This window comes from Comamonas sp. Z1 (assembly GCF_008121555.1).
Taxonomy (GTDB): domain Bacteria; phylum Pseudomonadota; class Gammaproteobacteria; order Burkholderiales; family Burkholderiaceae_C; genus Comamonas; species Comamonas thiooxydans.
Genome location: NZ_VOQT01000005.1, coordinates 185103 through 211408, shown reverse-complemented (window position 1 = coordinate 211408; position 26306 = coordinate 185103). Strand labels below are relative to the sequence as shown.

The 26306-nt window shown below is 62.8% G+C and carries 26 protein-coding genes; 20 read left to right on the top strand and 6 right to left on the bottom strand.

Annotated elements, in window-relative coordinates; translation table 11 throughout:
* The first annotated feature begins 177 nt into the window (after positions 1 to 177).
* The 3 genes from FSY45_RS11860 to FSY45_RS11850 all read left to right on the top strand — a co-directional run bounded on the left by FSY45_RS11860 (position 178) and on the right by FSY45_RS11850 (position 2423).
* Positions 178 to 1338, top strand: a complete 1161-nt coding sequence (locus tag FSY45_RS11860) for a bifunctional nicotinamide-nucleotide adenylyltransferase/Nudix hydroxylase (RefSeq protein WP_080944427.1) — start codon at positions 178 to 180, stop codon at positions 1336 to 1338.
* A gap of 63 nt (positions 1339 to 1401) precedes the next feature.
* Positions 1402 to 1896 (top strand): GNAT family N-acetyltransferase, encoded by a 495-nt coding sequence (locus tag FSY45_RS11855; RefSeq protein ID WP_012837021.1) that lies wholly within the window; start codon positions 1402 to 1404, stop codon positions 1894 to 1896.
* A gap of 188 nt (positions 1897 to 2084) precedes the next feature.
* The gene (locus tag FSY45_RS11850; protein WP_012837020.1) at positions 2085 to 2423 is read left to right on the top strand and encodes an H-NS family nucleoid-associated regulatory protein; all 339 of its coding nucleotides are present in this window, start codon (positions 2085 to 2087) and stop codon (positions 2421 to 2423) included.
* A 14-nt stretch (positions 2424 to 2437) separates the two neighbouring features.
* Here the strand turns inward: FSY45_RS11850 and FSY45_RS11845 are convergent, their stop codons facing one another.
* Entirely contained in the window at positions 2438 to 5071 is a 2634-nt protein-coding gene (locus FSY45_RS11845; RefSeq protein ID WP_046461046.1) for a chemotaxis protein CheW, read from the bottom strand.
* Positions 5072 to 5332: 261 nt separating this feature from the next.
* Between FSY45_RS11845 and groES the strand changes: the two genes are divergently transcribed.
* Together groES and groL are read left to right on the top strand one after the other, a co-directional pair.
* Positions 5333 to 5623, top strand: coding sequence for a co-chaperone GroES (gene groES, locus FSY45_RS11840; RefSeq protein WP_003058782.1), 291 nt, complete (start codon positions 5333 to 5335; stop codon positions 5621 to 5623).
* Between the two features lie 93 nt (positions 5624 to 5716).
* Positions 5717 to 7360 (top strand): chaperonin GroEL, encoded by a 1644-nt coding sequence (gene groL / locus FSY45_RS11835; protein ID WP_003061955.1) that lies wholly within the window; start codon positions 5717 to 5719, stop codon positions 7358 to 7360.
* 158 nt (positions 7361 to 7518) lie between these two features.
* On the opposite strand, the gene FSY45_RS11830 is transcribed toward groL, so the two are convergent.
* On the bottom strand, positions 7519 to 8688 hold the full coding sequence (locus tag FSY45_RS11830; protein ID WP_046461045.1) for a porin: 1170 nt from the start codon (positions 8686 to 8688) through the stop codon (positions 7519 to 7521).
* Here FSY45_RS11830 and FSY45_RS27830 point away from each other — a divergent pair.
* A complete protein-coding gene (locus FSY45_RS27830; protein WP_171832473.1) occupies positions 8661 to 8912 on the top strand; it encodes a hypothetical protein in 252 nt (83 codons plus the stop codon). The two genes, FSY45_RS11830 and FSY45_RS27830, sit on opposite strands and share 28 nt — an antisense overlap.
* On the opposite strand, the gene FSY45_RS11825 is transcribed toward FSY45_RS27830, so the two are convergent.
* The gene (locus FSY45_RS11825) at positions 8913 to 9971 is read right to left on the bottom strand and encodes a porin (protein ID WP_046461044.1); all 1059 of its coding nucleotides are present in this window, start codon (positions 9969 to 9971) and stop codon (positions 8913 to 8915) included. It lies immediately after the preceding gene.
* 330 nt (positions 9972 to 10301) lie between these two features.
* On the opposite strand from FSY45_RS11825, the gene coq7 reads away from it, so the two are divergent.
* Positions 10302 to 10919: a 2-polyprenyl-3-methyl-6-methoxy-1,4-benzoquinone monooxygenase gene (coq7, locus tag FSY45_RS11820; protein ID WP_046461043.1), complete on the top strand. Its 618-nt coding sequence runs from the start codon at positions 10302 to 10304 to the stop codon at positions 10917 to 10919.
* Positions 10920 to 10978: 59 nt separating this feature from the next.
* Here the strand turns inward: coq7 and FSY45_RS11815 are convergent, their stop codons facing one another.
* On the bottom strand, positions 10979 to 11431 hold the full coding sequence (locus tag FSY45_RS11815) for an OsmC family protein (RefSeq protein ID WP_012837016.1): 453 nt from the start codon (positions 11429 to 11431) through the stop codon (positions 10979 to 10981).
* A gap of 383 nt (positions 11432 to 11814) precedes the next feature.
* On the opposite strand from FSY45_RS11815, the gene ilvA reads away from it, so the two are divergent.
* From ilvA to FSY45_RS11800, 3 genes are all read left to right on the top strand, one after another.
* Positions 11815 to 13368: a threonine ammonia-lyase, biosynthetic gene (gene ilvA, locus FSY45_RS11810; protein WP_046461042.1), complete on the top strand. Its 1554-nt coding sequence runs from the start codon at positions 11815 to 11817 to the stop codon at positions 13366 to 13368.
* Positions 13369 to 13476: 108 nt separating this feature from the next.
* Entirely contained in the window at positions 13477 to 14304 is an 828-nt protein-coding gene (locus tag FSY45_RS11805; RefSeq protein WP_046461041.1) for an adenosylcobinamide-GDP ribazoletransferase, read from the top strand.
* Positions 14305 to 14311: 7 nt separating this feature from the next.
* Complete coding sequence (locus FSY45_RS11800; RefSeq protein ID WP_046461040.1) at positions 14312 to 14875, top strand: histidine phosphatase family protein; 564 nt, start codon at positions 14312 to 14314, stop codon at positions 14873 to 14875.
* On the opposite strand, the gene FSY45_RS11795 is transcribed toward FSY45_RS11800, so the two are convergent.
* Positions 14868 to 15338: a hypothetical protein gene (locus FSY45_RS11795; RefSeq protein ID WP_012837012.1), complete on the bottom strand. Its 471-nt coding sequence runs from the start codon at positions 15336 to 15338 to the stop codon at positions 14868 to 14870. The genes FSY45_RS11800 and FSY45_RS11795 overlap by 8 nt on opposite strands.
* A 70-nt stretch (positions 15339 to 15408) precedes the next feature.
* Here FSY45_RS11795 and gspG point away from each other — a divergent pair, with 70 nt between their 5' ends.
* The 10 genes from gspG (at position 15409) to FSY45_RS11740 (ending at position 25013) form a co-directional block, all read left to right on the top strand.
* The gene (gene gspG / locus FSY45_RS11790; protein ID WP_080554087.1) at positions 15409 to 15837 is read left to right on the top strand and encodes a type II secretion system major pseudopilin GspG; all 429 of its coding nucleotides are present in this window, start codon (positions 15409 to 15411) and stop codon (positions 15835 to 15837) included.
* A 232-nt stretch (positions 15838 to 16069) separates the two neighbouring features.
* Positions 16070 to 16477 (top strand): type II secretion system protein GspH, encoded by a 408-nt coding sequence (locus FSY45_RS11780; RefSeq protein WP_003061935.1) that lies wholly within the window; start codon positions 16070 to 16072, stop codon positions 16475 to 16477.
* Complete coding sequence (gspI, locus tag FSY45_RS11775) at positions 16474 to 16839, top strand: type II secretion system minor pseudopilin GspI (RefSeq protein ID WP_039049562.1); 366 nt, start codon at positions 16474 to 16476, stop codon at positions 16837 to 16839. The genes FSY45_RS11780 and gspI overlap by 4 nt, the downstream gene beginning before the upstream one ends.
* A 3-nt stretch (positions 16840 to 16842) precedes the next feature.
* Positions 16843 to 17535 carry a type II secretion system protein J gene (locus tag FSY45_RS11770; RefSeq protein ID WP_080944425.1) on the top strand — a complete coding sequence of 231 codons (693 nt, stop codon included), beginning with the start codon at positions 16843 to 16845 and terminating at the stop codon, positions 17533 to 17535.
* A 65-nt stretch (positions 17536 to 17600) separates the two neighbouring features.
* Entirely contained in the window at positions 17601 to 18602 is a 1002-nt protein-coding gene (gspK, locus tag FSY45_RS11765; RefSeq protein ID WP_046461039.1) for a type II secretion system minor pseudopilin GspK, read from the top strand.
* A gap of 45 nt (positions 18603 to 18647) precedes the next feature.
* The gene (gene gspL, locus FSY45_RS11760) at positions 18648 to 19874 is read left to right on the top strand and encodes a type II secretion system protein GspL (RefSeq protein ID WP_046461038.1); all 1227 of its coding nucleotides are present in this window, start codon (positions 18648 to 18650) and stop codon (positions 19872 to 19874) included.
* Positions 19871 to 20413, top strand: a complete 543-nt coding sequence (gene gspM, locus FSY45_RS11755) for a type II secretion system protein GspM (RefSeq protein ID WP_003061925.1) — start codon at positions 19871 to 19873, stop codon at positions 20411 to 20413. Before gspL ends, gspM begins: the two co-directional genes overlap by 4 nt.
* Positions 20414 to 20422: 9 nt before the next feature.
* The gene (gspN, locus tag FSY45_RS11750; protein ID WP_046461037.1) at positions 20423 to 21253 is read left to right on the top strand and encodes a type II secretion system protein N; all 831 of its coding nucleotides are present in this window, start codon (positions 20423 to 20425) and stop codon (positions 21251 to 21253) included.
* Positions 21254 to 21256: 3 nt separating this feature from the next.
* Positions 21257 to 23638, top strand: coding sequence for a type II secretion system secretin GspD (gene gspD, locus FSY45_RS11745; RefSeq protein ID WP_046461036.1), 2382 nt, complete (start codon positions 21257 to 21259; stop codon positions 23636 to 23638).
* Between the two features lie 13 nt (positions 23639 to 23651).
* Entirely contained in the window at positions 23652 to 25013 is a 1362-nt protein-coding gene (locus tag FSY45_RS11740) for a GspE/PulE family protein (protein WP_003061919.1), read from the top strand.
* Positions 25014 to 25024: 11 nt separating this feature from the next.
* Here the strand turns inward: FSY45_RS11740 and FSY45_RS11735 are convergent, their stop codons facing one another.
* A complete protein-coding gene (locus tag FSY45_RS11735) occupies positions 25025 to 26203 on the bottom strand; it encodes a helix-turn-helix transcriptional regulator (RefSeq protein WP_046461035.1) in 1179 nt (392 codons plus the stop codon).
* Between the last annotated feature and the right edge of the window lie 103 nt (positions 26204 to 26306).

Here is a 26306-nt window from a genome sequence, read left to right as displayed (position 1 = left end):
AGCACCTTGGGTGTCGCCGAGCGCCTGGCAGCCTGTCTCGAATGCCGACTTTGGCCGTGCCGGGCCTGGTTAAACGTTTAAAAATGTGAGCTACTCTCGCTTACCCAGTAAGCGTTTAGCGCGTTTTCACCAATATTTGCCCTTGCGGGCGCCGATTTCTGTACGGGTTTCGCTCTCATGCCTCAAGCCAGTCCCAACACCTCCAGCAAGCGTGTCATCGCCGCAGCACCCGAGATCCTGCCCACCTCCGTGCCCCTGCATACCGCCGTGCTGATCGGCCGCTTTCAGCCACTGCACAACGGCCATATGGCCTTGCTGCATGCCGCACTGAAGCGGGCTCGCCAGGTCGTGGTGGTACTGGGTAGCGCCTGGCAGGCACCCAACCCCAAAAACCCGTTCAGCTGGCAGGAGCGCGCGCAGATGCTGCGCAATGCGCTATCGAAAGAAGATGCCGAGCGCGTGCGCTGCGTTCCCGTGCGCGACTATTACAACGAGCCGCTGTGGGTGCATGCCGTGCGCGAAGCCGTGCAGGCCCATGTGCCCGAAGGCGCGAGCGTGGCCCTGGTCGGGCATTTCAAGGACTCCAGCAGCAGCTATCTGGCCCGCTTTCCGGGCTGGGAGCTGATCAGCCTGCCGCGCCTGGGCCAGTTCGACGCCACGCCGCTGCGCGAAATCTTCTTTGGCGAAGGCGGCGCCTCGCCCGAGACCATGGATGCTGCTCTGGCCAGGCTTTCCTCCCAGATGCCCGAGAGCACGCTGGACTTTCTGCGCCGCTGGGCCCAGACACCGCTGTATCTGCGCCTGCAAAAAGAATGGCATATGCTGCAGGACTACAAGCGGGCCTGGGCCAAGGCGCCTTATGCACCGGTGTTCGTCACCGTGGATGCGCTGCTGCGCTGCCGTGCCAAGGGCCAGGACCAGGTGCTGCTGATCCAGCGCGGCCATGCGCCGGGCCAGGGCCTCTGGGCGCTGCCCGGCGGCTTTCTGGAGCAACGTGACAGCCTCTGGCAATCCTGCATGCGCGAGCTGCGTGAAGAGACTTGCTCCTCCATCAGCGAGGCCGATCTGCTGGCGGCCCTGCAGGCCGTGCAGGTCTTCGATCACCCGGACCGCAGCCTGCGCGGGCGTACCATCACCCATGTGCACTATCTGGATCTGGGCGTGCAGCCCAGCCTGCCCCCGGTACAGGGCGCGGACGACGCCGCCCTGGCCCGCTGGGTGCCGATTGCCGATCTGCCTCGCATGGAGGCCGAGTTCTTCGAGGACCATTTCCAGATCCTGTGCCAGTTCCTGCCCGTGACTCTGGCTCAGAGCGAGCCCGAGCTCGAGGTCGCCTGATAGAAAACCATAGCTGAAAGCGATTGACCATCAAGCGCTTGAGCTACTTTTCCCCGTTATTCCATGAGCCAGCTCCATATCCGCCCCGCCACCGAGCAAGACATCGACCTGATCCTGCACTTCGTACGTGAACTCGCCATCTATGAAAAGGCCGAGCATGAGGTCAAGGCCACGCCCGACCATGTGCGTCGCACGCTGTTCTGCGCCAACCCTTCTGTCTTTGGACTGATCTGCGAGATCGAGGGCAAGGCCGTGGGCTTTGCCGTGTATTTCTTCAACTATTCCACCTGGCAGGGCCAGCATGGCCTGTATCTGGAAGATCTGTACATCACTCCCGACGCCCGCGGCCACGGCGCCGGCAAGGCCCTGCTCCAGCATCTGGCCCGGATCGCCATGGAGAAGGACTGCGGCCGCTTTGAATGGAGTTGCCTGGACTGGAACACGCCCTCCATCAAGTTCTATGACAGCCTGGGCGCTCTGCCACAGACCGAGTGGATCCGCTATCGCATGACGGGCTCGGCCCTGCAGGCCATGGCCACGGGTGACAAACAGGCTTGAGCCCCAGACCGGATCATCCAGAGTGATGTGTGCAGCCCTTCGAAGTGATGTGCGCCCCTTTGCAGATTGAGTGTACGCAACATCAACAATGCGGCGCGTTCGCGCTTGCGCCAAAATGAATGGTTTTGCAAAACAATAACAAAGGCGGCAATCAGTGCTGACCTTTCACACTATCTCTGGAATCCAGAATGCCAAGCTATCAAGAACTCATCGCTCAGAAAAATGCGCTGGACAAGCGCATCGAAGAAGCGCGCAGCACCGAAGCCAAGGAAGCCCTGGCCACCGTCAAGCAACTGATCGCCACCTTCGGCTTTACCTCTCAGCAGGTTTTCCCCTGGAAGCCTGAAGAAAAGAAAAAGGTCGAAGCCAGGTACTACGACCCCGAAAGTGGTGCGACCTGGACCGGCCGCGGCAAGCCCCCGAAGTGGATCGAAGGCAAGGATCGCGGCCAGTACGAGATCAAGACCACGCCTACCGTGGACTTCAGCGCGCCGCGCGACGAAAAAAACCCGTTCCCGGTTCAGTAAGCGCCCCTGCCCGTTCAGCCCCCAGCAGCCTGCTCCGCCGGCAGCGGTGCCTTGAGCATGCGCACCAGGGCCGTCACGTTCAGGCATTGGATGAGCAGATCTCCGTCATTGGCACGGATCAAGCGGTCCACAAGCTGATCTGCCGCACCCGCCATTGCAGGAGCCAGTCGCAACTGCCCGCTCTCGAAGCGCACCACGCCTTCGAGATCACTGACCAGCACGCCCAGCTTGAGCCCCTGGAGCTCCAGCACGATCACCTGGCTTTGCGCCGTCCTGATGACAGGTTTGCCAAAGAGCAGGGCTCCCAGATCGAAGACCCATACATAGCCGGCCACGACTCCCTGGCTGCGCCGCGCCAGCGTGCCTACGCAATGCGGCAAGCGACCGGCAGAAACAGGAGCGATGGCCGAGGCACTCTGGGCCTCGAGCACGCAGGCAGCATCCACGGCGAGCACGCTGCGCCCCACAAAAAAGGTCGCCATCTCCATGCCGGCTGCACTGCCCTGGCTGGCCGCCGCCAGGCTTTGCACCCTGGTGTTGCGGCGAGAGACGGCCGCCAGCGCATCGTCCTGCACGGCACCAAACGCCTGCACGGACAAGGCCAGTACCTCTTCGCGATAGCCATCGCTGCGCTTGAACTCCCGGTAACCGCTGCCCGCCGTGATCGCCACCACACAATACCGGCCCTGATACACCATGGCACGGGCCATGCTCTGTCCAGGTGCCAGGGCCAGCATCTGTGGCGGCAGATCCAGCTGCATGCCCGGCTGCAGCTGCACATCCGAGGAGGACATGACCAGGCCCGAGCGGTTCAGGTAAGCCACCTGTCTGCTGGTTGCGCCTCCTGCCTGCACGCCGGTCACGCCTTCCAGCATGGCCTTGAATTCACGCTGTGCATGGAACACCAGGCCAATCCCGCCCAGCACCACGCCATCGGCATTGCGTATGGCCGCGTGATAGACATAGGTCGCGCCGTCATCCTCGTGCTGCACACAGGGGCGCCATGGCGAGACGTGATAGGCCTGGGTCCCGCCCAGCGCCAGAACCTGGTGCAGGCTGTCCATCTCTATATAAGTGCCCAGCAGCCCACGGACCGCGGCATCCGGGCGGCCTCGCTGGCTGACGGCCACGACCCTGCCGCGAACGTCATAGACCATGATTTGCTGGTAGACCGTATACAGGTCGTGAATGGCGGTGAGCAGCGCACAGGCCTCGCTCACCTGATCCGGGGCCGTCTCGCCCAGGGCCTGGTCCTCGAGCAATTCGGACAGCTGCGGCGTCAAGGCCCACCAGCGGCAGTCGTTGGCACGCTCGTAGAGATTGCGATCGAGCAGATCCACCAGCAGACTGGTCAACAGGCTGTTGTCTCTCAGTGCGGTATTGAGCACCGTGCCGTAGAGCGCATCGATGGACTGGGAGAAGACCTCGTTGGTCCTTGCCCCGGTCTCGCCAATCTGCTCCAGCACGGCCTGCAGCCGCGTGTTGTCCATCTGCTTGCCTGCCGTCATGACGCGGCCGTTCCAGACCACACGACGTATGGTGTCCGCTGCGCTGCGTATGGCGTGCAGGGGTGGGCAGAAGCGATGTGCATGTGCCAGCAGGCCCTGGGCCACCGCGGCATCCAGCCCATCCAGACCCGCTTGCGATTGAAGACCGAAGGCCAGCTCCAGCGGCGTCATGATCTGCGCCCGCCAGCCCTGGGGGCCCATATAGCCTTGATAGCCTGCCGAGGCCGCCGATTGCACCAGATAGGTGCGTCCGCCATGTACATACAGCGAATCCGCACCATCACGGTGAGGCCGCACGTTCGCACCCACGCCAATCCAGTGCGGATCGCTGCTGGCCAGCACCAGTCCCCGATCATCGAGCAACAGGGCGATGCTGGTCTGCGCCTCTGGTGCGCCACTGCCGTCGACCTGGTCGCGGCCGCTCCAGATGCCTTGCATCTCGCCATCAAAGTCAAAACACAGGCACAGCACGCCAATAGGCTGGCGGTTGCCGGCGTGCAGCATGCGATGCGCATAGATCAACGCGCTGCCGTGCCCCGGCAGCAGGTCGGTGGCGCCGAAACTCTGCACAAAGCCCTGGCTTTGCAGAGCGCGGGCAATCAATGCATCCCGGCATGACTGATCTGCGGCCTGACTCCTCTCGCGCGCACTCGCTCGCACCTGGCCTTCGGCATCCAGCAGCAGAATGTCCGCGTAGACCGTGTACTTGCTGCGGTAGGCACGCAGACGCTGGGTGATGGCCGCCTCGTCGCCATCCGCTGCGGCCATGAACTGGCACAGCATGGCGTCGGTCGCCAGAAACCCCACGTCGGCCGTGCGCTCGTAGAGATTACGCACCAGGGTATCGATCAGATGCTGTGCCTGACTGGCCAGCCCCGCCGTCACCCCCGTCACAGCCTGCATCACCATGGACTGCACCAGGTCCTGCTCCAGGCGCTCGAAGCCGCCGCGCGTGGCGGCCATCATGGGCAGCAAGGCCTGCGCTTCCTGTGGGCAGTTCATCTTGGCGGAGGACTCTATGAGCCGCCACATCAGATTCAGCTCCCTGAGCGAACTCTCGCAGCGCCCGACCTGGCGCATATGGGGAATGAAGACATCTGTCTGCAACAGGTCTTGGGCGCGCTGCGCCGGGGCAGTCATGGTTTCTGGAGGCATGTTTTGGCAGAGCAAAAGCCAGGCCTATTTGTAAAAACACGTTACACATGACTAAGAACAAACCCTGTTTCCTCGCAGATTTGTCCTGCGACCGACGGGGGAGAGGTCTTGAAAGCTCAGGAATTTGCCTTATTATTAGCACTCAATGGGGTTGAGTGCTAACAGCTTGACCCTAGATATTCCGAATGTCGGCCAGGATGGCTGGCAAGTCTTGTTTCAACTTTGTTGATGTATTTAGGAGTTGGTATGAACCTGCGTCCCCTGCACGATCGCGTGATCGTCAAGCGCCTCGAAAACGAAACCAAGACAGCCTCGGGCATCGTGCTCCCTGATGCTGCCACCGAGAAGCCTGACCAGGGCGAAGTGCTGGCTGTGGGTCCCGGCAAGCGCAATGACAAGGGCGAGCTGATCGCTCTGAACGTGAAGGTCGGCGACCGCGTTCTGTTCGGCAAGTACTCTGGCCAAACCGTGAAGATCCACGGCGACGAGCTGCTGGTGATGAAGGAAGACGACCTGTTCGCAGTCGTCGAGAAGTAATCCTTCCCGAACACATTCTCCTCTTCATGGCTGTCGGCGACTGATTGACAAGCGCTGGCAGCCCAATTGAACCTCATTCTTTAGGAGCCAAAAATGGCAGCAAAAGACGTAGTTTTCGGCGGTGAAGCACGTGCACGCATGGTTGAAGGCGTGAACATCCTGGCTAACGCAGTCAAGGTTACCTTGGGCCCCAAGGGTCGCAACGTGGTTCTGGAGCGCTCCTTCGGCGCCCCCACCGTGACCAAGGACGGCGTGTCCGTGGCCAAGGAAATCGAACTCAAGGACAAGCTGCAGAACATGGGCGCCCAGCTCGTGAAGGAAGTGGCCTCCAAGACCAACGACATCGCTGGTGACGGCACGACCACCGCTACCGTGCTGGCCCAAGCCATCGTGCGCGAAGGCTCCAAGTACGTGGCCGCCGGCCTGAACCCCATGGACCTGAAGCGCGGCATCGACAAGGCTGTCGCCGCCCTGGTGGAAGAGCTGAAGAAGCAATCCAAGGCCACCACCACTTCCAAGGAAATCGCTCAAGTGGGCACGATCTCCGCCAACTCCGACTCCGACGTGGGCGAAATCATCGCTCAAGCCATGGACAAGGTCGGCAAGGAAGGCGTGATCACGGTTGAAGAAGGCAAGAGCCTGGCCAACGAACTGGATGTCGTCGAAGGCATGCAATTCGACCGCGGCTACCTGTCGCCCTACTTCATCAACAACCCCGAAAAGCAAGCCGCGATTCTGGACAACCCCTTCGTGCTGCTGTTCGACAAGAAGATCAGCAACATCCGCGACCTGCTGCCCACGCTGGAAGCTGTGGCCAAGGCCGGCCGTCCCCTGCTGATCATTGCCGAAGACGTCGAAGGCGAAGCCCTGGCGACTCTGGTGGTGAACACCATCCGCGGCATCCTGAAGGTTGTGGCTGTGAAGGCTCCCGGCTTCGGCGACCGTCGCAAGGCCATGCTGGAAGACATCGCCATCCTGACTGGCGGCAAGGTCATCGCTGAAGAAGTGGGCCTGTCGCTGGACAAGGTGACTCTGGAAGATCTGGGCCAGGCTGCTCGCGTCGAAATCGGCAAGGAAAACACCACCATCATCGACGGTGCTGGCGCTGCTGACGAAATCGAAGCCCGCGTGAAGCAAATCCGCATCCAGATCGAAGAAGCCACTTCCGACTACGACCGTGAAAAGCTGCAAGAGCGCGTGGCCAAGCTGGCCGGCGGTGTTGCCGTGATCAAGGTTGGCGCTGCCACCGAAGTCGAAATGAAGGAAAAGAAGGCCCGCGTGGAAGACGCCCTGCACGCTACCCGCGCTGCTGTGGAAGAAGGCATCGTGGCCGGCGGTGGCGTGGCCCTGCTGCGCGCCAAGCAAGCCGTTGGCGCCCTGGCTACCGGCAATGCCGAACAGGACGCCGGCATCAAGCTGGTTCTGAAGGCCATTGAAGCACCTCTGCGCGAAATCGTGGCCAACGCCGGTGGCGAGCCCTCGGTGGTTGTGAACGCCGTGCTGAACGGTTCCGGCAACTACGGCTTCAACGCTGCCAACGACACCTACGGCGACATGCTGGAAATGGGTATCCTGGATCCCACCAAGGTGACTCGCACTGCTCTGCAGAACGCCGCTTCCGTGGCTTCCCTGCTGCTGACCACCGAGTGCATGATCGCCGAAGCCCCCAAGGCTGACGCAGCTCCTGCCATGCCCGACATGGGCGGCATGGGCGGCATGGGCGGCATGGGCATGTAATTGCTCTGCTGCTGACCGGGTGGTTTGCTCCACCTGGTTTGCCCACAACAAAAAGGCCGCATTTGCGGCCTTTTTCTTTTGCGCCGAGCTTCACGAGCTGCTCCGAGCATAAAAAAGCCAGCCGATATCGGGCTGGCTTTTTTATGCAGAGATTCGCCTTAGAAACGATGACGCAGACCGATGGTGATACCGGTACGCTTTTTCGCACCATTGGAGTCGAGCATCACGCCCGCACCGCCCTTGGTCTTGGTGTGATCCACCGCGAAATAGGCGTCCGTGCGCTTGGAGAAGGCATAGTCAGCCACGGCAACGATAAAGTCGGCCTTGCCATTGAAGGCGCCAGTCGCCGATCCCGATTGCTTGGCATGGTAGTAATGCAGACCTGCATTGAGCTGCGGCGTGACCTGGTAGCCAAAGCCAACCTTGAACATCTCACGCTTGTTAGCAAAATTTCCGGGCGCATTACCCGCGATAAAGCCACCATTGGAAGAGCCTGTCCAATATGCATTGAGCAGGCCGGCGTCAAAAATGGCACCAGCCCCCGCAGCACCGAGACTATCCTTGACCTTGTTCTGGCCGTAACCAGCCATCAGATACAGAGGCCCGGTGCGATAGGAGCCGCCCAGTGTCCAGGCATCCACATCGGTGCCGGCCGGCAAGGTGGAGCGCTGGAAAGCACCACCCACAGAAATTCCGTCGGCAGAATAGCGCAGATAGCCGCCTGCGGTTTTCAATGCCAGACCACCTGGCGTCATATCAATACTGCCGCCCTTCTTGGCAAAGGTATTTCCTTCGTCAAAAGAATACTGCAGCCCTGCACGAACCGGCCCGAACTCGGCAACGTACTTGAGCATATTGTTTGCACGCGCGCCCAGAGACATGCCGATTTCAGGCTTGTAGGCATCCATATAAGGGGAATATGGGAACGATGCATAGGTAGAGGTCACCAGATCAAACAGCACGTTGTATTGGCGCCCCATGGTTACCTGACCAAAGCTGGTGCTGCGCAAGCCCACCCAGGACTGCGCAAAGTAAGGCTGAGCGGTGCTGGGCGTGCCCGAATCCGTCCAGAAACGATTTTCCAGGTTGGCAATCGCCGACAAGCCACCACCCAGATCTTCCTTGATATTGATACCCCAGCGGCTCTCCGACATGCCGCCACCGATCATTTTGGTCAGACCGCTTTTATTCGGCCCCTCATTAGTCGTGTGACGAATCGCTGCATCCACAATGCCATACAGTTGCACGCTGCTTTGTGCATAAGCCATTGTTCCCAGAGAACCCAGCACAGCCAAAGCCAATGTTTTTTTCACAAATGAAGATGTCATTGTGTTGCCTCTCTCTTAATTCACTAACAGTTGGTGGAAATTTCATTCTAGAAATGCTTTCTCCGGCAACGAGAGCTTTGGCACAAGCACAACACAGGCCTTTCCCTCTGGGGACAAACCTCTCAGCAAACACCCTTTCAGGTTTAACCCCAGAAATAAAAAAGGCCTGTCTTTCGACAGGCCTTTTAGCTTTTAAGCAATTACTGGCTTATGCCAGCAATTGATTAGAAAGCGTGGCGGATACCCACTTGCACGCCAGCTTGGTTGCGGCCGGAACCGTCAGCCTTCAGGCCCACGGTGTCGCTCACACCCTTGGCAGCCAGGGCCATTGCAGAACCGTCTTGGTTCTTCAGGTAAGCCACAGTGCCGTACAGGGCAGTGCGCTTGGACAGGTTGTGCACATAGCCCAGGGACAGCTGGTGAGCCTTGGCAGGACCTTCTTGGTCGTAGTAGGCGTATTGAGCCTTCACTTCGCCCACGCCACCCACGGGAGCGGACACGCCCAGCAGGTAGTTACGGAACTTGGCGCTGGAGCCAGCATCGGGCTTGTACTTGATTTGCTGGATGTTACCCACAACCTTGGCCACGCCAAAGTTGTAAGAAGCGCCGATGGACATTTCGTCACGATCGCCAGCAGTACCCTTCAGGTTGCCGTAGGCAGCGGTCACGCTCAGGGGACCGTTGTCATAGCCAACGTTACCACCAGCGTAGCGGCCAGCCTTGGTACCAGCAACAGTCTTCTCGTCGAAAGCGTAGCTGATGTTGCCGGTGAAGCCGTTGAAGTTAGGCGAAGAGTAGGACACCATGTTGTTGGCACGGATGGTGTTTGTGTCGCCAGAAGCGGCGAAACCACCAAGAGTAGACCAACGGCTGTAGCCCATGTTTTGGCCGATACCGGTAGCACCGAACAGGTCATACTTCAGACCGGCACGGAAAGTGGGAGTGGTTTCACGACCCAGGCGAACTTCACCGAAGTTGCCGGACAGACGCACTGTGGATTCGCGCTTGAAGTCGAAGCCGTTAGCGTTGCCGGTGTCGCCGAAGATTTCGCCTTCCAGCCAGAAGCCAGCCTTCAGACCGCCACCCAGGTCTTCGGTACCGCGCAGGCCCAGACGGCTGGTCGCGTTACCGCTGCTGTGCACGCCGTACTTGGCGTCGTTGCCCACAGCGTTGTCCACGTAGGAAACGCCAGTGTCAACGATACCGAACAGAGTCACGGAAGATTGAGCCATTGCGGCGCCGGAAGCGGCCAGCACTGCCAGGGCGATCAGAGATTTTTTCATTACGAGTTACTCCAAGGTTTAGAAGGGCGCCGGTTCTATGGGAGAGAGACTTGAGCCTCGAGCTCCACCGGTTTCCCGCGCCAACCTCCTGGTGGGGAAGTTGGGTCTATTGCACCAGACCACCGAGCCCAGCGCAAAGGAATTCACCCAAAACTGCTCGATTCGGCGCGTTTTCGTTGCACCACCGCAACAAACACCAAGCCGCACTAGCGGGCACACCCTTAGGGGTTTCGGCCTAGGATTGCCCCAGCGCAAGTTGCGGATGAGCCACTCTGGTGTACCTTATGTGCATTGACGCCAGACAGGCGCCGCACTGAGTTCTTTTTAGCCATGGACAAGTTTCTGACCGCTGCCGATGCAGCTCTTCGCACTTTGTTTGCCGACCCGGTGGCCGCAGAGCGCTCGCCTGCCGCAGGGATCGCCGAAGCCGACCTGAGCGATGAACAGCGCAGGCTCTCCGCAGCCTTGATGCGCGTCAATCATGTGGGCGAGGTCTGTGCGCAGGCCCTGTACAACGCCCAGGCCATGGTGACCAAGGACATGGAGTTGCGCGAGCATCTGCTGCATGCCGCTCGCGAGGAAATGGACCACCTGGCCTGGACCCGCGAGCGCCTGCATGCCCTGGGTGACAGACCCTCGTTGCTGAACCCGCTGTGGTTTGCTGGCGCTTTTGCCATTGGCACGATTGCTGCCAAATTCAGCGATGCCGCCAGCCTGGGTTTTGTGGTCGAAACAGAAAACCAGGTCTCCGCCCACCTGGCAAGCCATCTGGGCCGCCTGCCCGAGGAGGACGAGGCTTCGCGTGCCGTGGTCGAGCGCATGAAGGATGACGAAGAGCGTCATGCTGCAGCAGCGATCGACGAAGGAGCGATGCAACTGCCCCCGATTGCCCAGGGGCTGATGCGTGTGGCAGCCAAAGTCATGACGATTACGGCGCATCGCATCTGATCAGCGCCTGTTCAACAAAAACGGGCCGTTGAGGCCCGTTTTTCGATCGAACGTCCAGTTCAGGCTTCGACGATGTCGAAACCCGTCGTGATTTCTGCCGTCTTTCCCAGCATGATGGTGGCCGAGCAGTATTTGTCGTGGCTCATGGCGATGGCACGTTCGACGGCACCGGCCGGCAGGTTCTTGCCGCTGACCGTGAACTGCATGTGGATCTTGGTGAACACCTTGGGGTCGGTCTCTGCGCGCTCGGAAGTCAGCTGCACGCTGCAGCCCTTCACATCGTGGCGACCGCGCTTGAGGATGAGCACCACGTCGTAGGCCGTGCAGCCGCCGGCGCCGGCCAGCAGCATCTCCATGGGGCGTGGTGCCTGGTTGCGACCGCCGTTGGCCGGGTTCTTCTCGTCCGGTGCGCCGTCCATATTGACCACATGGCCGCTGCCGGTCTCTGCCACAAAGCCCATGCCCGAGCGCGTTCCGGTGGCCGCGCCTGTCCAACTAACCGTGCATTCCATTGTTTTTCCTCTCAAAACTGTTGCAATTTTGCATCAAATACATAAAAACCCGAATCTTTTGATGCACAGAAAACACAAGCCTCATACAATACAACCCAAGCGTTACCTGTGAGGTCAAACCCGCAGGCAAACTGCAGATTGCTGGTTAATACCGATCTGTATCGCACCCTTTGTCTCCTCCACCTCCTCTAATGGTGGATTCAGCCCCTAGCTCCTGAGCTAGGGGCTCTTTTTCGTGCCTGCTCATCCTGCTTCTCAGAGCAGCAGCATGCACCTCTTGAGCGAGTACTGCAGCGCAGCAAGCAAGGGCCTATCATGATCGGCTTCCATGCACCCGGCAGGCTGATTGCCCTGGCTCTGGTGCTCTGCTTTCGATTTGCACCATGACTCAAGCCCTGACCCCTGCCGATTATCTGACTCGCATCCTCAATGCACGCGTCTATGACGTTGCCGTGGAGTCGGACCTGGACATTGCCAAGAACCTCAGCCGCCGCCTGCACAACAAAGTGCTTCTGAAGCGCGAGGACCAGCAGCCCGTGTTCAGCTTCAAGTTGCGCGGCGCCTATAACAAGATGGCCAATCTGACGGCCGAGCAGCTGCAAAAGGGCGTGATCTGCGCCAGCGCGGGCAACCATGCCCAGGGTACGGCGATGAGCGCCAAGAAGCTGGGCTGCCGCGCCGTGATCGTGATGCCCACCACCACGCCCCAGGTGAAGATCGATGCCGTGATCGCCCTGGGCGGCGAGGCGGTGCTGGCCGGAGAAAGTTACTCCGATGCCTACAAACACGCCGTCAAGCTGCAAAAGTCCGAGGGTCTGACCTTTGTCCACCCCTTTGACGACCCCGATGTGATTGCCGGCCAGGGCACCATCGCCATGGAGCTGCTGCGCCAGCTGCAAAAACTGGGCAGCCAGCGCCTGGACGCCATCTTCGTGCCCATCGGCGGCGGCGGCCTGATTGCCGGCATTGCCAACTACATCAAGGCCGTGCGCCCCGAGGTGAAGGTGATCGGCGTGCACACCAAGGACTCGAACGCCATGATGCAGTCCGTGCAGGCGGGCGAGCGCGTGGAACTGGCCGATGTGGGCCTGTTCGCCGACGGCACCGCCGTGAAGCTGGTGGGAGCGGAAACCTTCCGCGTCACCCAGGGCCTGGTGGATGACTATGTGACCGTGGACACCGATGCCGTCTGCGCCGCCATCAAGGACATCTTCACCGACACCCGCTCCATCGTCGAGCCCTCGGGCGCCCTGGGCGTGGCAGCCATCAAGCAGTACGTGGCCAGGCACAAGACCAAGGGTGAGACCTACGCCGCCATACTGAGCGGCGCCAATATGAACTTCGACCGCCTGCGCTTTGTGGCCGAGCGCGCCGAGGTCGGCGAGGAGCGCGAAGCCCTGTTCGCCGTCACCATCCCCGAAGAGCGCGGCAGCTTCAAGCATTTTTGCGAGGTGGTGGGCAAGCTGCCCGGCGGCCCGCGCAACGTGACCGAGTTCAACTACCGCATCAGCCACGACAGCAAGGCCCATGTGTTCGTGGGTCTGACCACGCCGACCCGGGGCGAGTCCGAGAAGATCTGCAAGAACTTCCAGAAGAACGGCTTTGAGGCGCTGGACCTGACCTTTGACGAGATGGCCAAGGAACATCTGCGCCATATGGTGGGCGGCCACTCGCCACTGGCACAGGACGAGCGCCTGCTGCGCTTTGTCTTCCCCGAGCGCCCCGGCGCGCTGTTCAAGTTCCTGAGCCTGATGGCGCCGACCTGGAATATCTCCCTGTTCCACTACCGCAACCAGGGCGCCGACTACGGCCGCATCCTGGTCGGCATGCAGGTGCCTGCCAGGGACCACAAGAAGTTCGACAGCTTCCTCAAGAACCTCGGCTATCCCTGGGTGGAGGAAACCAGCAATCCTGCTTATCAGTTGTTCCTGAAGTAAAAATAAAAAAGGAGCTGCAACCACCCTTCCTGCAATGCTTTCAGATAGAAAAGACTCTGAAACATAGGAATACCAAGCGGGACCAGCTCCTTTTTTATTCGCAACACCATGCAAGCCCTGCGCCACTATCTGCTGGCCGTCCAGTTCTTCAGCCGCATCCCCGTGGCTGGACGTCTGGCCGCCTGGGTGGGCTGGAGCCCCGAAATGCAGCGTGCCAGCGCCGCGCATCTGCCGGGCGTGGGCTGGCTGGTGGGCCTGTGGGCCGCGCTGCTGCTAGCAGCCCTGCTCTGGCTGCTGCCGGCAAGCCCCTGGTCGCCGCTGGCGGCTGCTCTCATCAGCACCGCCGGCACCTTGTGGCTGACCGGCGGTTTTCATGAGGACGGCCTGGCCGACGTCGCCGACGGGCTGGGCGGCCTGGTCCCGCCCGAGCGCGCACTGGAGATCATGAAGGACTCGCGCATCGGCGCCTATGGCGTGATGGCACTGCTCATGGCCCTGCTGACCAAGGTCGTGCTAATCGCCCTTCTGCTGTCCGTCATGCAGCCGTTCTGGGGACCGGTGCCGGTGCTCATCCTCGTGTGCTGCATTCATGTGCTGTCGCGCTTTGCGCCGCTGGTGCTGATGCGCAGCCTGCCCCACGTCGGCCTGGCCGCGAGCAGCAAGACCCTGCATATCGCGGGCAGGCAGCTGGGCTGGCAAGGACTGCTGACAGGCAGCCTCTGGTGCCTGCCGGCACTGGGCCTGCTGGGCTGGCTCGGCGTCTGGAGCTTTGTGCCCAGCCTGCTGGCGGCCATGCTGCTCACCACCTGGCTGCTGCAGCGCTGGTTGTTGCAGCGCCTTGGCGGCATGACGGGTGACTGCCTGGGTGCCTGCCAGCAGCTCAATGAACTGGCTCTGCTACTGGCCAGTTGCATCTATCTGCGCCAACTGCTATAGAACAGCCATGAAGACTCTATGGCTGGCGCGCCACGCACGCCCCTTGATCGATACAGAGCGCTGTTACGGCCGCCTCGATATCGCCGCCGATGCACAAGCCACCCGGCAAGCCGCTCAGGCCCTGCAGCAATCTCTGCAGCCCCTGCATGGCAGGCTGCAGATCCGGCACTCGCCGCTACAAAGATGCAGGCAGTTGGCGTTGGATCTGCAGGTACTGGAGCCGGATTTCATCTCCACCCCCGACGGCAGACTGCTGGAGATGGACTTCGGGCATTGGGAAGGCCTGCGCTGGAACGACATCGGCGAAGCTGCCATCGGTGCCTGGGCGCAGGATCTGGCGCGGCACGCACCTGGCGAGGGCGAATCACTGGCACAGATGCTGCAGCGCGTCCACGAGGCACTGCAGGACGCGCTCAGCAGCGACAGCGAGCATATGGTGTGGATCTGCCATGCCGGTGTGGCACGCTGTGCGCAGTGGCTGCTGCAACATGGCCGCCGGCTGCCGCAAAGCCATGAATGGACCTTGCCGGCGCCCGCCTATGGACAGTGGCTGCAGCTCGAACTCAGTTGAAGCTGGCCATGGGCGGCCTGGGCAATTGCAGCACCGTGCTGGCCGGCCCGTTGGCAGGGCCCAGTCGCGCTTCGCGCGCCGCCAGCGATTGCAGAATCACGCCATCCTCCACGGCCTCGCCCACACGCACGGCCTTGCTGCCCTTGCCTTCCACTGCGATCACTGCGGCACCGCCACCTGTTTCGTGCCCTGCCAGCACCCCCAGCAGGGCATAGCGGCTGGCCACTGGCGCGGCCACGGCGGCAACAGGCGCGGCAACCGCCCCCAAAGCCTTGGCCATGGCCTGGGCATTGGCCTGTACCGGCTGAGCAGGTACAACCGAAGGTAACTGCTCACTGCCACTGCCGACGAACCGGAGTGTCCAGAACACCACCACCGCAGCGGCAATCGCCCACAGCAGCAGGGTCGTGAGTTTGACCGGCATGGAAAGGCCCTGACCGGTATTGAAAGATTGCAGTCGCATTCGACGATTATGATGGTGCAATACTGCATTTTTCCTACAGTTTCCAATGAGCACCAACTGCCGTCATCCGATGTCTGCTATTCGCCACGCCGCATCGCGCGGCTTTACCCTGATCGAATTGATGGTGGTGCTGGTCATCATTGGCGTGCTGGCAGCTCTTATCGTGCCCAATGTGCTGGACCGCGCCGACGATGCCCGCGTGACCGCAGCCAAGACCGATATCGCCAATATCAACCAGGCGCTCAAGCTCTACCGCCTCGACAACCAGCGCTATCCAACGGCCGAACAGGGCCTGCAGGCGCTGGTGGTCAAACCCACCACAGGCCCCGCTCCGCAGAACTGGAAGCCCTACCTGGAAAAGCTGCCCAATGACCCCTGGGGCAATCCTTATCAATACCTGAACCCAGGCGTGAAGGGCCCCATTGACATCATGTCCCTGGGCGCTGACGGCAAGGCCGGCGGCGAAGGCAAGGATGCGGATATTGGCTCCTGGCAATAGCAATGAGCCCCCACGCTCCCTCACTGCGTGTGGTCGCTGCCCCCCGAGGGGGCCCTGACCGGCTGGCGCCGGGGTTTGCCTTGGGGTGGCCCGGCGGCAACCCCGAACGCATCAAATGCCTGTAGAACGGGTGCGCTCTGTCACAGGGACAGCCAGCAAGGGCCGCCCCGCAGCACAGGCTGTCGTCCCCCGGGGGGGAAGGCGCGCAGCGCTTCAGGGGGGATTCACACTCTTGGAGTTGCTGGTGGTGATTTCCATCATGGCACTGGCGACGGCGGGTGTGAGCCTGGCCATACGCGACAGCGGCGAGCAACAGCTCGAGCGCGAAGCCCAGCGTCTGGCCACGCTGCTGGAGTCGGCACGCGCCCAGGCCCGTACCAATGGCGCCCTGGTGGTCTGGCGCCCGCTGCCGCAGGGCTTCCGGTTTGAAGGCCTGCCACCCAACGTCAAGATGCCCACTCAATGGCTGCAGACTCCTGTGCTGGTGCAGCCCAATACACCCGTGGTGCTGGGGCCGGAGCCGCTGATTCCAAGACAGAGCATTACCTTGTCGCTGCCCGGCAGCAACTCGGCACCACTGCGGCTGGCCACCGACGGGCTGCGCCCGTTCAGCATTCAAAGCCTGCAGGTGACGCCATGAAGCCCGTCCTGCTGCAGCGCGGATTCACGCTGATCGAGGTACTGGTCGCGGTCGGCATTGTCGGCGTCACCCTGCTGGCTGGACTTCAGGCCAGCAGCGCCCTGACGCGCAACGCCCAACGCCAGTCCGACGTCATCCTGGCCCAGCTCTGCGCGCAGAACGAACTGGTGCGACTGCGCCTGTTCAATCAGATGCCTGCCGTCGGCGACACCACCATCCAGTGCCAGCAGGCCGGCAGACAGATGCAGGTACAGCTCAGCGTGCGCCCCACGCCCAACCCCAGTTTCAGGCGCGTGGATGCCCAGGTGTTTTCCGAGGCTGCTGCGGTGCTGCGCGTCTCCACCATCGTCGGTCGCTACTGAATCATGAGCAGCATGCGCAACAGAAACCAAGGTTTCACGCTGATCGAGCTGCTGGTCGCCCTGGCCGCCATGGCCCTGCTGGCCATCATGAGCTGGCGCGGCATCGACGGCATGCTGAGGGCTCAGGAAGTGACACGCGAGCAAGGTGAGCAACACGCCGTCATGCAGACCGTGCTGGCCCAGTGGAATGCCGACCTCAACGCGCTGATGCCGCTGCAGGGCCGCCAGGTGCTGGACTGGGACGGCCAGGTGCTGCGCCTGACGCGCAAGACCAGTGCAGCCGTCGACAACGGGGCGCTCATCGTGGCCTGGAGCCGTCGCAATGTCGATGGCCGCTTCCAATGGGTGCGCTGGCAATCGCTGCCCGCGCGCACGGTCAGCGAATGGAACGATGCCTGGAACCAGGCGGCCCAATGGGGCCGCAATCCTTCCAGCGACCAGATGCGCCGCGAGACCGTGCTGATCCCGCTTGATCTGTGGCGCGTCTACTACTACCGCAGCAACGCCTGGACCAATCCGCAGTCCAGCGATCAGGGCAGCGATGACGGCAGCAGCGTCGGCAGCGACGGCAACCCCGTGCTGCCCGTCGTGCCCGACGGCATACGCATAGAACTGACACTGCCCCCAGGCCGCGCGCTCAATGGAGTGATGACGGTGGACTGGGTCAACCCGCTGCGCTCGAACTCCAGATCATGAAATCCCCCCTGAGCCGCTGCGCGCCTTCCCCTCAAGGGGGCAACCCCATCGCTGCGAGGCTGCCCATGCTCGGGGTTTCCGGCTTGGGACGCGCCAGTTTCAGGCGCACGCGCCAGCGCGGTGCAGCACTGCTGGCGGCCATGCTGACGGTGGTGCTGGTTGCCACCCTGGCCTCGGCCGCGCTCTGGCAGCAATGGCGCGATGTGGAAATCGAGACCGCCGAACGTAATCGCGTGCAGGCCAACTGGTTGCTGCTGGGCGCGCTGGACTGGTCGCGCGTGGTGCTGCAGGAGGACTCGCGCGCCAACCGCAGCAACCCGGTCGATCATCTGGGCGAGCCCTGGGCGGTGCCGCTGAAGGAGGCTCGCCTGTCCACATTTCTGGCAGCCAAGAACAATGTCAGCCAGGTCGATGACGGTCTTGCCGACATGCAGGACGCTTTTCTCTCGGGCGAGATCGTGGATCTGCAGTCGCGCCTGAATCTGCGCAATCTGCTCAGCGGGGCCGATTCGAGCGTGAAGGAGGAGAACCTCAAGCCTTTTCTGCGCCTGTTCGAGCGCCTGGGTCTGCCCGGCAGCTCCGTCATGCAGATCGCCACGGCCTTGCAGCAGGCCCTGCGCGGCAAGAGCCAGGCTGCGCCGCTGATGCCGCGCACCGTCGGGCAACTGGGCTGGCTGGGCGTCGATCCGCGCATCATCGCGCGCATCGAGCCCTATGTCTCGCTGTTGCCCGAGCGCACCATGGTCAATCTCAATACGGCCAGCGCCGAGGTCATCTGGGCCAGCACCGAGGACCTGGACTGGGCCCGCGCCAACCAGTTGGTGCAGTTGCGCGACGCCTCGCCTTTCAAGTCCCTGAATGCAGCGGCTGCGGCCATAGGCCTGAGCGGCGTCTTCAACAGTGCCATGCACTCCGTGACCACCAGCTATTTCGAAGCCCGCGGTCGCCTGCGCCTCGGGGACAACGTCTTGAGCCAGCGTTCACTGATTCAGCGCAAGGACATGAGCGTGACTACCCTGTGGCAGGAGCATGCCGACTGGGGTATGCCCGCGGTTGCCAGACCCTGACACCCTGATGTCACACTGCCCCCATAGAATGCTGCATCTTCCCTCATGAGCACATTGCTAATACAGCTGTCGGCGAAGCACGCCAACTCCGCCACGGAATATCTTTACGTCCTCAGCGACGATGGCCAAAGCATTCAGCGCAGCGGCCAGGCTGCGGCGTCCCTGCTGCCGGCTGCGGGCCGCACGGCCCAGATCACCGCCGTCATCCCCGCAGCTCAGTTGTCCTGGCATGCCGTCACCCTGCCTTTGGGGCTAAATGTGCAAAGCCGGCGCCAGCAGCGTCTGCGCGCCGTGCTTGAGGGTTTGCTGGAAGAAAAGCTGCTCGATGAGCCGTCCGCCATGCACCTGGCACTGGACACTGGCTCGGCGGCGGGTCAGACCTGCTGGGTGGCTGCCTGCGACAAGGGCTGGCTGCAATCCCATCTGCAGGCCCTGGAGCAGCATGGTCATGCCGCCAGCCGCCTGGTGCCCGAACAATGGCCCAGCAGCATGGCCCAGCTGCTTCTGTCGGGCGACAGCACCCTGCCCCAGCTGAGTGCCACCGGACTGGATGCACAGGCCTGCCTCGTCGTCCTGCCCCTGCATGCCGATGCCGGCCTGTTGCAGCCACTGCTGGCTCGCCTGCCCGAGGATCTGCCGGTGCTGGCCGAACCCCATCTGGCACACAGCGCGGAGACACTGCAGCGCCCGGTCAGCATCTTCACCGCCGCCCAGCGGCTGCTGCAAAGCCATGGCTACGCCGGCGACCTGGCCCAGTTCGATCTGGACCTGGGCGGCAGCACCCGCGCCAAGCGCCGCCTGCTCGATGCCTGGCATGGTTTTGCCAAGGCCCCGCAATGGCGTGCTGCGCGCTGGGCAGCAGGCATTGCCGTCGTCGCCCAGCTGGCCGGACTCAACGCCTGGGCCTTCAGGGAAAACCGTGCCATCGAACTGCGCCAGCAGCAGGCCAAGCAGGTACTTCAGACCACCTTCCCTCACGTGCCCGTCATCATCGATGCTCCGGTACAGATGCAACGCGAACTGGATCTGCTGCGCAGCAACTCCGGCGCACTGTCCGCCGGCGACCTTGAAGCCCTGCTGGCCGCTAGCGCTGGCATTCAGGGCGTGCAGAATGCCAAGAGCCTGCAATACCAGGACAAGCAGCTGCGTATCTCGGGTCTGGACCTGAGTCCCGAAGCACTGGGCGACGCACAGCAAAGCCTGCAGGCCAATGGCTATATGCTGCAACGCGAAGGAACAGATCTGGTGCTCAGTGCAAAGGCTAGGCCATGAAGCAGAAGAACGCTTTGAAAACCGCATTGGCTCCGCTGCGCCAGCGCTGGAGCGCCCTGGCCCAGCGCGAACAGAATCTGTTGCTGATCGCCGCCAGTGTCGTGCTGCTGGCCCTGCTCTGGTGGGTGGCGCTGGCACCGGCCCTGCACAGCCTGCGCACGGCCCCCGCACGCCATGCGGCAGCGGAGCGCGAGCTGCAGAACATGCTGCAGATGCAGGCCCAGGCCGAGCTGCTGCGCCAGCAGCCGCAGGGCAATAGCGTCGATGCACGCGCGCAGCTGGAGCAGTCGCTCAAGACCGAACTCGGCAACAGCGCACAGTTGCAGTGGCTGGGCAACCGTGCCCAGGTCAGCCTGAGCAATGCCGCCGCCCCCGCCCTCGCCCGCTGGCTGGCACAGGTGCGTGATAACAGCCATGCCTCGGTGGCCGAGATGAAGCTCAACCGCATCCTCGGCGAAAGCGTCGACGGCGCTGCCGTTACACGCTGGAGCGGCAATCTGCTGCTCGATTTGCCCGACAACGCGGGCGGGCAGAACTGAGCCCAGGCCATGAAACTGTCCCGATCACGCCCCGCCAGCCAAGCCCTGCGCAGACAGCGCGATGCGGGCGATCCGCGTTCGCCGCGCCGCTGGGCAGTGGGCGGTGCCTTGCTGGGTGCTCTGCTGACGGTGCTGGTCCAGGCTCCGGCGGCCTGGCTGGCCGCAGGCGTGCAATCGATCACAGCCGACCAGGTACAGCTGCAGGAGCCGCGCGGCACGCTCTGGCGTGGCTCGGCCAGGCTGGTGCTCACGGGCGGCAAGGACAGCCAGGACCAGAGCAGCCTGCCCACGCGCCTGAACTGGACACTGCGACCCGGCCTGAGCGGCGCCAGCATCAGCCTGCAAAGCGATTGCTGCACCAGTACCCCGATGCTGGCGCAGCTGCAGCCGGGCTGGAACGCCATGACGGTGCGCTTCAAGGACGGCATGCTGCAACTGCCCGCCGACATGCTGGCCGGCCTGGGCACGCCCTGGAACACCGTGGCCCTGCAGGGCCAGTTGCGCCTGTCCACCGTCGGGCTGATGCTGCAATATCGCGCCGGCCGGGCCACCAGCCAGGGCCTGACGCGGCTCGAAGCCCTGGCCGTATCGTCCAGACTGTCGTCGCTCAAGCCCCTGGGCAGCTACCGCCTCGATATACAGGGCGGAGACAATGCCCAGCTGAATCTGACCACGCTGGGCGGCGACCTGCAGCTCAGCGGTCAGGGCCAATGGGTGGGCTCGCGCCTGCATTTCAGTGGCGAAGCCTCTGCCAGCCCCGAGCGCGAAGCCGCTCTGTCAAATTTGCTCAATATCTTGGGGCGCCGCCAGGGTGCGCGCTCCATCATCACCTTTGGTTGACACATGACTCAGCATTCACGCACCGCCTGGCAAAACACACTGCATTCGATAGCTGTTGCCTCGCTTGCCGTCTGCATTTCAGCACCTATTCATGCTCAAACCCAGAGCGGACAAGCGAATGCCACTCCCAGTTTGCGACCTGGCGAGCCGGTCACGCTGAACTTCACCAATGCCGATATCGAGGCCGTGTCGCGCGCCATGGCAGCCATCACCAATCGCAACGTGGTGGTGGATCCGCGCGTCAAGGGCCAGATCACGCTGCTGACCGACAAGGCCGTCTCGCCTGCCACTGCCTATCAGCAGTACCTGGCGGCACTGCGCATGCAGGGCTTCACGGTGACGGAGTCGGCAGGTCTGTTCAAGGTGATTCCCGAAGCCGATGCCAAGCTGCAGTCCAGCGAGGTCTCCGTCGGCCAGGGCGGACGCGGCAGTCAGGCTGGCGGCGGACAGATCGTCACGCAGATCTTCAAGCTCAACTACGAGAACGCCAACAATCTGGTGCCCGTGCTGCGGCCGCTGATCAGCCCCAACAACACCATCAACGTCAACCCCGGCAACAACTCGCTGATCATCACCGACTACGCGGACAACCTGCAGCGCATCTCGCGCATCATCGCCAGCACCGATGTATCCAACGCCACCGATGTGGAAGTCATCTCGCTGCGCCATGCCGTGGCCGCCGACATGGTGGCCCTGGTCAATCGCCTCATGGAAGGCGGCTCTGCCACCGCAGGCGGCGTGATCCAGGCCGGAGCCGGCGCGGCAGCAGGCCAGGCGGACACCAGCTTCCGCACCTCCATACTGGCCGAGCCGCGCAGCAACTCGGTGCTGATCCGAGCGGCCAACCCGGCCAAGCTGTCGCTGATCCGCTCGCTGATCGCGCGTCTGGACCAGCCGGCCATGACGGGCAACGGTGATGACGGCAACATCCATGTGGTGTATCTCAAGAACGCCGACGCGGTGTCCCTGGCCGCCACGCTGCGTGCCGCCATCAACGCCCAGACCAGCGCCAGCACCGCCCTGGGCGGCCAGCCGGGCATGACGGCAGCCGCCGGCTCGACCACGAATGCAGCAAGCTCCCAGCCCGTCATTTCACGCGGCACGGACGGCAGCGCCACCGTAGGCCTGGGCGGCGGCAACAGCGGCCCCAGCTCGCGCTTCGGCACGGCCCAGCAACCCTCCACGGGCGGCATGATCCAGGCCGACCCCACGACCAACTCGCTGATCATCACCGCCCCCGGCCCGCTGTACCGTCAGTTGCGCACCGTCATCGACAAGCTCGACGGCCGCCGCGCCCAGGTGCTGATCGAAGCACTGATTGTCGAAGTCTCCGCCGACAAGGCGGCCCAGCTCGGCGTGCAATGGAGTTCGGTGATCCGCAACAACGGCCGCGTGCTGGGCGTGCTCGGCAACGGCACTTCCATCAGCGGCATCTCGAACATCTTCGGCCTGTCGGGTGCCGTGGGCAATCTGGTCAACGGCACGCCCCTCACCGACAGCCAGGCATCGGCGATCGGCGGCATGAAGGGCATGAACCTGGGCTTCACCCAGAACGTCAACGGCAACACCAGCCTGGGCGCCCTGGTCAACCTGATGCAGGGCGACGGCGACACCAACATTCTCTCCACGCCCAATCTGATGACGCTGGACAACGAGGAGGCCAGCATCATGGTGGGCGAGAACGTGCCCTTTCCCACAGGCTCCTATACCAACACCGCCGGCACCTCGGGCTCGGTCAATCCCTTCACCACCTATGAGCGCAAGGACGTGGGTACGCTGCTCAAGATTCGTCCGCAGATCAACGAGAACGGCACCATCAAGATGGCCGTCTACCAGGAGAACTCGGCAGTCAAGCAGGGCACCGCCAACGCCCAGTCCGGTGCCACCACCACCAAACGCTCCATCGAGTCGAATGTGCTGGTCGAGGACGGAGCCATCGTGGTGCTGGGCGGCCTGATTGCCGACGAATACAGCCAGAGCCAGGAGCGCGTGCCGCTGCTGGGCGACATTCCCTTGCTGGGCAATCTGTTCCGCAACACCAGCCGCGAGCGCAAGAAAACCAATCTGATGGTGTTTCTGCGCCCCACGGTGTTGCGTGACGCCAACTCCACCAGCCAGCTTTCGCAGGACCGCTATGAGTCCATTCGCGGCATGCAGCAAACCGTGCAGCCCGACCCCAATCTGCTGATGCGCAATGTCAATGCCGCGCCCTTGCTGCCCGCATCCAGCGGTGCTGCACCGGCGAGCGTGCCCAATGTGGCCATCATTCCCGGGGCCAAGCCCGAGATCGTGGACTTCACGCGCCCGGGCCAGCCCACGGTGAACGGCCAGCCAGTGACCGTGACGCCTGCGACGCCCGCCACCCTGCCTCCGGGCACTCTGTAAGCGAAGGCCACGCATGCGCTACCCCCTGCCCTATGGCTTTGCCCGCAGCAGCCAGCTGCTGATCGAGGATGACGGCCAGGAGCCCGTGCTCTGGCATGGCCCTCAGCCCGACTGGTCGGCCATCTCCGAAGTGCAGCGCAAGCATGCAGTGCAACGCTGGCAGTTGCTGGACAGCGGCGCGCTGGCCCACCGCATCAGCGCGGCCTATGCGCAAAGCGACTCCAGCGCAGCCATGGTGGTCAGCGAGGTCGAGTCCGATGCCGATCTGACACGCATGATGCAGGACCTGCCAGCCGTGGAGGACTTGCTGGAAACCGCCGATGACGCCCCCATCATCCGCATGCTCAACGCCCTGCTCACGCAGGCGGCGCGCGACGGTGCTTCGGACATCCATATCGAGCCCTACGAGCGCCATTCCAGCGTGCGCTTTCGCGTGGACGGCGATCTGCGCGAAGTGGTGCAGCCCAATCGCGCCCTGCACGCCGCCCTGATCAGCCGCCTGAAGATCATGGCCGATCTGGACATTGCCGAGAAACGTCTGCCCCAGGACGGGCGCATCAGCCTGCGCCTGGGCACGCGAGCCATTGACGTGCGCGTCTCCACCCTGCCCAGCGCCCACGGCGAGCGTGCCGTGCTGCGCCTGCTGGACAAGAGCGAGAGCAAGCTCAGCCTGGAAGCCGTGGGCATGGGCGGCGAGACGCTCAGGCGCTTTACCCATCTCACGGCGCAGCCGCACGGCATCGTGCTGGTCACCGGCCCCACGGGCTCGGGCAAGACCACCACGCTCTACGCCGCGCTGCAGCGCATGGATGCCAGCCACAGCAACATCATGACGGTGGAAGACCCCATCGAATATGAGCTGGCCGGCGTGGGCCAGACCCAGGTCAACGCCAAGATCGAGCTGACCTTTGCCAAGGCCTTGCGCGCCCTGCTGCGCCAGGACCCGGACGTGATCATGATCGGCGAAATCCGCGACTTCGAAACCGCGCAGATCGCCATCCAGGCTTCGCTCACCGGCCACTTGGTACTGGCCACGCTGCACACCAACGACGCACCCAGCGCCGTCACCCGCCTGATCGACATGGGGGTCGAGCCCTTTTTGCTGTCCTCATCGCTGCTGGGGGTGCTGGCGCAGCGCCTGGTACGCAAGGTCGACCAAAGCGAGCCCAGCGGCTACCGGGGCCGCACCGGCATCTTCGAGCTGCTGGCGGTGGACGATGCGATTCGCGCCCAGATCCATCGCGGTGCCAGCGAGGCCGAGATCCGCGAGACTGCCATGGCTGCAGGCATGCAGTTGATGCGCGAGGATGGCGAACGCCTGATTCGCGAAGGCATCACTACCCAGGCCGAGGTGATGCGCGTCACGCGCGACTGAGGGTCCGAGACTCACTCGCGCCAGCGCAGCATGGCAGGCCCCGTGAGCAGCACGCGCACGAAATCAGCCTGCCGCCCCACACCGACCTTGACCGCTGCCGATTTGAATTGCGAACGCGCGGTATGGATGGACAGGCCCTGTCTCTCGGCGAACTCCTGCAGGGTCCAGCCATTGATCAGCGCCTGGGCCAGTTGAGCCTCTGCCAGCGTGAGCCGATAGAGATTGCGCAGCAAATCCTGCAGCGAAGGAATGCTCAGCGCCGGATCGCTGATAAGCAGCATGGCGGCACTGCGCTCGCCATAGGGGCTGCTGTGTACGGGCAAGGGCGACACCATGACCTGCAACTGCTGTCCGGCCAGCCCTGTGAAGCGGCTGGCCCGCCCGTGGTGCAGCGCCTTGCCCAGTCCCGTGGCAACACAGTCCCGCATGGCTTTCTGCAGCCAGCGCTGGTCTGCGGCATTGGTGGCCTGCAGGCTCTCGTCGGCCGCGCGATACATCAGCTGGCTTTGCTCCATCAGGCGCAAGGCCCGGCTGCTGGCATGCATCACGGCCGCACGCTCGTCCAGAAGAACCACGCCTACCGGCAGATCCTCCAGTACGGCCAGCGATGCATTCAGCAATGCCTGGGTACGGTACAGGCGTCGGTGAATTGCAAATGCGCTCTGCAGATGCGGCATGAGCTGCTGCACAAGGCCCAGCTCTTCGGCGCTGTAGGCACCCACGGCATGCGGCCTGACAACGGTGATGTTGAAAGATCGGTCATGCTGATTGTCGACCACGGCCGCGCAGGAATAGAACAGGTCCTGAGGCCGCAACCAGTCGCCATACCACTCGGTACCCGGCAGGCTGCGGTCGGGAAACAGGGTGGAGGAATTCACCACCGTGCCCGGTCTATGCAGACTCTGGTCCTGCAGCCAGACATTGCACTGACAGTAGTGGGCGGCAAAGCTTTCCAGTTCAGCGGCGGCAAAGCCCTGGCTGGCGCCGAAAGTGCCGAAGCCCCCGTCCAGATCCACCGTCCGCTGTGCGAAGTCGTTGGCCCAGATCACGCTGGCCGGTGAACGCAGGGCCGCGCCTAACAAGGCCAGAAAGCCCTGCCAGCGCGCCGGCTCCAGTGCCGACTCGTAGATGGCCGCAATCAATGCGGGCAACCGTTCCTGCAACATCAAAGGCAGATGCGCTACCGCCATAGAGCCTCCTTCCAAGGCTCGCCACAGCAAGCACCTCATGGAGCTTCGCTGGGGATTCATTTCATTTACTCACACTTTGAAATAGCTGCAAACCCTTCACCCA